Below are 3628 nucleotides of genomic sequence, written 5' to 3'. Positions count from 1 at the left end.
CTTGTCCGGCTTGCCGACGTCCGTGAGCGGTATGCGGTCCACGGTGTGCACGGCGCGCGGGGCGTACATCGCGCCCTTGTGCTCCGTGACGAACTCCCGGACGGCTTCGCCGTCCACGGTGTGGCCCGGTGCGGGGACGATCGCGGCGTGGACCTCCTCGCTCTGGTCCGCGCGGCGTACGCCGAACACGGCGCACTGCGCGACCGCGGGGTGGGTGAGCAGCAGTTGTTCCAGTTCCGCCGGGTAGACGTGTCCGCCGACCACGATGACCATGTCCTTGAGCCGGTCCACGAGGTAGAGATGGCCGTCGGTGTCGAGGTAGCCGACGTCCCCGGTGCGGAGCCAGCCGTCGCGGAGGATCTCGGCGGTCAGCTCGGGCTGCTGCCAGTACCCGCTCATCATCATGGGGGTGCGGACATGGATCTCCCCGGCCTGCCCGGGCGGCAGGACGGTGCCGTCCGCCCCTCGGACGAGGATCTCGACGCCGGGTGCCGCCCGCCCGGCCGTCGCCTGGCCGCCGGGTCCCGTCATGCCGTGCTCGTGGGGCAGCACCTCGGCGATGTTTCCGGCCTCGGTCTGGCCGTACCAGCCGTACAGCACCGGGCCGAACGCCCGGGCCGCCTCGCGCAGTCGCTGCGCCGAGGCGGCGGTCCCGCCGTAGTACAGGCGCCGCAGGGCGGAGAGGTCGGTGGCCGGCAGGTCCGGGTGGTCCAGCAGTTCGTACAGCAGGGGCGGCAGGAGCCAGATGTCCGTGATGCGTTCGCGGGCGAGGGCGGCGAGGACGTCGTGCGCGTCGAATCCGTGGTGCAGGATCACGGTGCCGCCGGCCAGGAGGGTGAAGTCGGCGACGATTCCGGCCATGTGCGCGAGCGCGGTGCAGGCGAGGGAGCGGGGCGGTGAGCCGGCCGGGATCCGGGCGGCGTAGAGGTCCAGCGCGTCCCTGTACGGGCCGTGGGCCATCCGGATGCCCTTGGGGATTCCGGTGGTGCCGCCGGTGAACCGGATGCACCAGTCGTCCTCCGCGCGGGCGGCGCCCGGCATGGGGTGGGGCGGCCGGGCAGCGGCGCGGGCCAGCAGGTCCTCGCCCTCCGGGGAGGGGCCGAGGGTGAGGACGGCGGGCACCCGGACCCGGGCGAGGAGTGCCTCGGCGGCCGTCCGGGCGGCGGGGGCGACGAGCAGCATCACCGCCTCTGTGCTGTGGACGATCCGTGCCTGGGTCTCGGGGGCCATGCCCTCGTAGAGGTGGACGACCCGGGCGCCGAGCAGGTTCACCGCGTAGCGCGCGAGGAGTGCCTCGGGCTGGTTGCCGGTCAGGAGGCAGACGGTGCCGCCACGGCCGATGCCGCGCTCCGCAAGTTCCGCCGCCGCCCGGAGGACTTTGTCGCGGAACTCCCCCGCCAGGACGGTGCGGCCGTCCGCCGCGACCACCGCGGGGCGACCGGGAGAGCGCGAGAGCACGTCCAGGATCGACTCGGTGTAGCTCGTCCACTGCGGGTGCCGGTGCGGGTTCTCGGCCACGGGCCGCGCCTCCTCGGGTGGGATGTGAAGTACAGGGTGATGTCCGGAGGTTATGCGCGTGCCGCTCATGCGGTCCAAGACCTGTTCTGCCATGTAATGATGCGTGTGGGGTTATAAGGGGGAGGAGTTGGCGTGGATCTGCCGTCGCTGCGCTGTTTCCAGGTCGTCGCGCGTCACGAGCACATCAGCCGGGCGGCGGAGGAACTGCGGGTGGCCCAGCCCTCGGTGAGCCGCACGATCGCGCGGCTGGAGGCGGAGCTCGGCGTGCCGCTCTTCGATCGCCGCGGCCGGCGGATCCGGCTCAACCAGCACGGCGCCGCGTTCCTGCGCCGCGTCGACCGGGCGCTGGGGGAACTGGAGGACGGCCGCCGGGAGCTGGCGGACGCGGCCGACGCCGAGAGCGGCAGCGTCTCGGTGGCGACCGAGACGATGATGACGCTCATCAGGCTCCTCCCCGCCTTCCGCGCGGCCCATCCCGGCGTGGACGTCCGGCTGCGCCAGTCCCCCGTCGACGCGATGGCGCACCTGCTCCGCACACGCGAAGTGGACTTCTGCCTCGCCTCCCAGCCGCTCACCGGGCCCGGGCTGGCGTCGGTGGAGCTGCTGCGGGAGGACGTGCTGCTCGCGGTGCCGGACGGGCACCGGCTGGCCGGGCTGGAGCACGTCGGCCTCGCCGCGCTGGACGGGGAGCCCTTCATCACCCCGTCCCCCGGACACTGGCAGCGGGAGCTCGCCGACCGTCTGTTCGCCCGGGCGGGGGTCCGGCCCGTGATCGTCTGTGAGGGGGACGAGCCCGGCGCGCTGCTCGACATGGTCGGCGCGGGCCTCGGGGTCGCCCTGCTCCCGGCCATGGCACGCGACTTCGCCGGCCGCGGGCGGGTCGCCTGGGTCCGGTTGGAGACGCCCGGCAGCCACCGGGTGCTGTGGCTCGTACGGCACCGGGACGTCTATCCGCCGGTGGCGGCCCGGCGCTTCGGCGACTTCGCCGTCGAGTGCTTCCGCCGTCAGGCGGCGGAATGCCGGGCGGGCTGACGGGACGCGGCGCGGCGGGCCCGCGCCGCCGCGGTGGCCCGTACGGGCGGCACCGTGGGGCGGGACCCGCCGGTGTTCAGCACTGGGGCCGCTTGCCGTGGTTGGCGCCCTTCATACGGGACTTCTTCTTCTTGCGCCGCCGCTTCGAGGACATACGTCCCTCCTCTCCCGTGCGTTTCGACCAATTTAGCCCTCTTGGGCGGGAAGCGCCGGTCGAGTCAGCGCGTACGGTCGAGCAGGCCGTGGGCGACGCCGGTCGTGACGGCGTACACCAGGTGGTGCCAGCCGTCGATCGCCACCTCGGACGCTCCCCACCGGGTGGCCGGGGAGGTCACGCCCAGGGCCGGCAATGCGACGAGCTCGCTGCCCCAGACGAGGGCCAGATGCCAGGCGGTCGCCACGGCCGGTGGCAGACCGGCCCCCGCGAGCACGCCGCGCGCCATGCCCCAGGCGGCGCCGTACCCGTAGTGAACGGCCCGGGAGAAGCGCGCCGCCCCGGCGTCGTCGACCGGCCGCACCCCGAGCACCTTTCCGGCGGCGTCGGCGGGCGCGCTGCTGGCCTGCCGGTCGCGCAGCCGCATCTCCATGGTGCTGCTGAGCGTCATCGCCAGGGCTCCGGCCAGACCGGCCGCCATGCCCACGCCCGCGTCGGCGGCCAGCCGCCCCGGTCGCATCATGAGATCACCTCACTCCGAGCATGTGCCGCCTCGGGGCAACGCGCTCCACCGCCGGGGCCGCCTTGAGCCGAAGGGGGGACGGCCGTCCCGGAGCCGGGCGGGGTCTGCCCGCCACGGCGTCCGCATGCGTCCGGCCTGCTCCGGGAAGGCGCGCTGTCAGCGGGCGGGCCCGGGTCCCCAGCCGGTTGCGACCGGGGCCGACGGCCCGTTCCATCGAAGAGGACGGACAGCTGAGAGGAAGCCATCATGACGGCGCAGGCCCCCACCACCCCGCTCGGCCCCGGCACCGACCTGGACCAGGTCTTCGAGCTGGCCCAGCAGCTGCGTGTGGACTCCGTCCGCGCCAGCACCGCGGCCGGTTCCGGGCATCCCACGTCCAGCCTGTCGGCCGCCGATCTGAT

The 3628-nt window shown here is 74.1% G+C and carries 3 protein-coding genes; 1 reads left to right on the top strand and 2 read right to left on the bottom strand.

Features of this window, described 5'->3' with window-relative positions:
• Window positions 1-1518: AMP-binding protein (locus AB0K09_RS31310; protein WP_366068780.1), on the bottom strand; the 1518-nt coding region annotated here is incomplete at its 3' end.
• A gap of 132 nt (window positions 1519-1650) precedes the next feature.
• On the opposite strand from AB0K09_RS31310, the gene AB0K09_RS31305 reads away from it, so the two are divergent.
• A complete protein-coding gene (locus AB0K09_RS31305) occupies window positions 1651-2550 on the top strand; it encodes a LysR substrate-binding domain-containing protein (RefSeq protein ID WP_366068779.1) in 900 nt (299 codons plus the stop codon).
• A gap of 218 nt (window positions 2551-2768) precedes the next feature.
• Here the strand turns inward: AB0K09_RS31305 and AB0K09_RS31300 are convergent, their stop codons facing one another.
• A complete protein-coding gene (locus tag AB0K09_RS31300; RefSeq protein ID WP_366068778.1) occupies window positions 2769-3227 on the bottom strand; it encodes a hypothetical protein in 459 nt (152 codons plus the stop codon).
• Window positions 3228-3628 lie beyond the last annotated feature (401 nt).

The sequence above is a fragment of the Streptomyces sp. NPDC049577 genome, from assembly GCF_040675635.1.
GTDB lineage: Bacteria > Actinomycetota > Actinomycetes > Streptomycetales > Streptomycetaceae > Streptomyces.
Note: the sequence above shows the minus strand (reverse complement) of the source record. Positions and strands in the feature narration are given on the sequence as shown.